The 399-nt window shown below is 49.4% G+C and carries 1 rRNA gene; it reads right to left on the bottom strand.

Annotated elements, in window-relative coordinates:
• A 16S ribosomal RNA gene (locus tag ACTV8E_RS20695) occupies nucleotides 1–166 on the bottom strand; the annotation flags it as partial.
• Nucleotides 167–399 lie beyond the last annotated feature (233 nt).

The following is a 399-nucleotide window of genomic DNA, read 5'->3' as shown; positions in this document are numbered from 1 at the left end:
TTAGCGCCCGTTTCCGGACGTTATCCCCCACTACCAGGCAGATTCCTAGGCATTACTCACCCGTCCGCCGCTGAATCCAATAGCAAGCTACCTTCATCCGCTCGACTTGCATGTGTTAGGCCTGCCGCCAGCGTTCAATCTGAGCCATGATCAAACTCTTCAGTTCAATACTGCTTGGGTTTTGAGAAAACCCTAAACTTGGCTCAGCAATCGCAAAACTCTTCCGAAGAAGAGAAACTCTCGAATTCACGAGTGTTTACTTGTGATGCTGATAATCAGGCGACTATCAGTCTTACAGTCACAAGCACCCACACGAATTGCTTGATTCAGTTGTTAAAGAACGTTTCGATCTGGACCGGAGGTCGCTAACCGAGGCCGCGCATTCTACAGCAGCCTTAC

The sequence above is a fragment of the Pseudomonas sp. B392_1p genome, assembly GCF_052245235.1.
Lineage (GTDB): Bacteria > Pseudomonadota > Gammaproteobacteria > Pseudomonadales > Pseudomonadaceae > Serpens > Serpens gallinarum.
The sequence above is the reverse complement of the archived record's forward strand: the minus strand, read 5'-3'. Positions and strand labels throughout refer to the sequence as shown.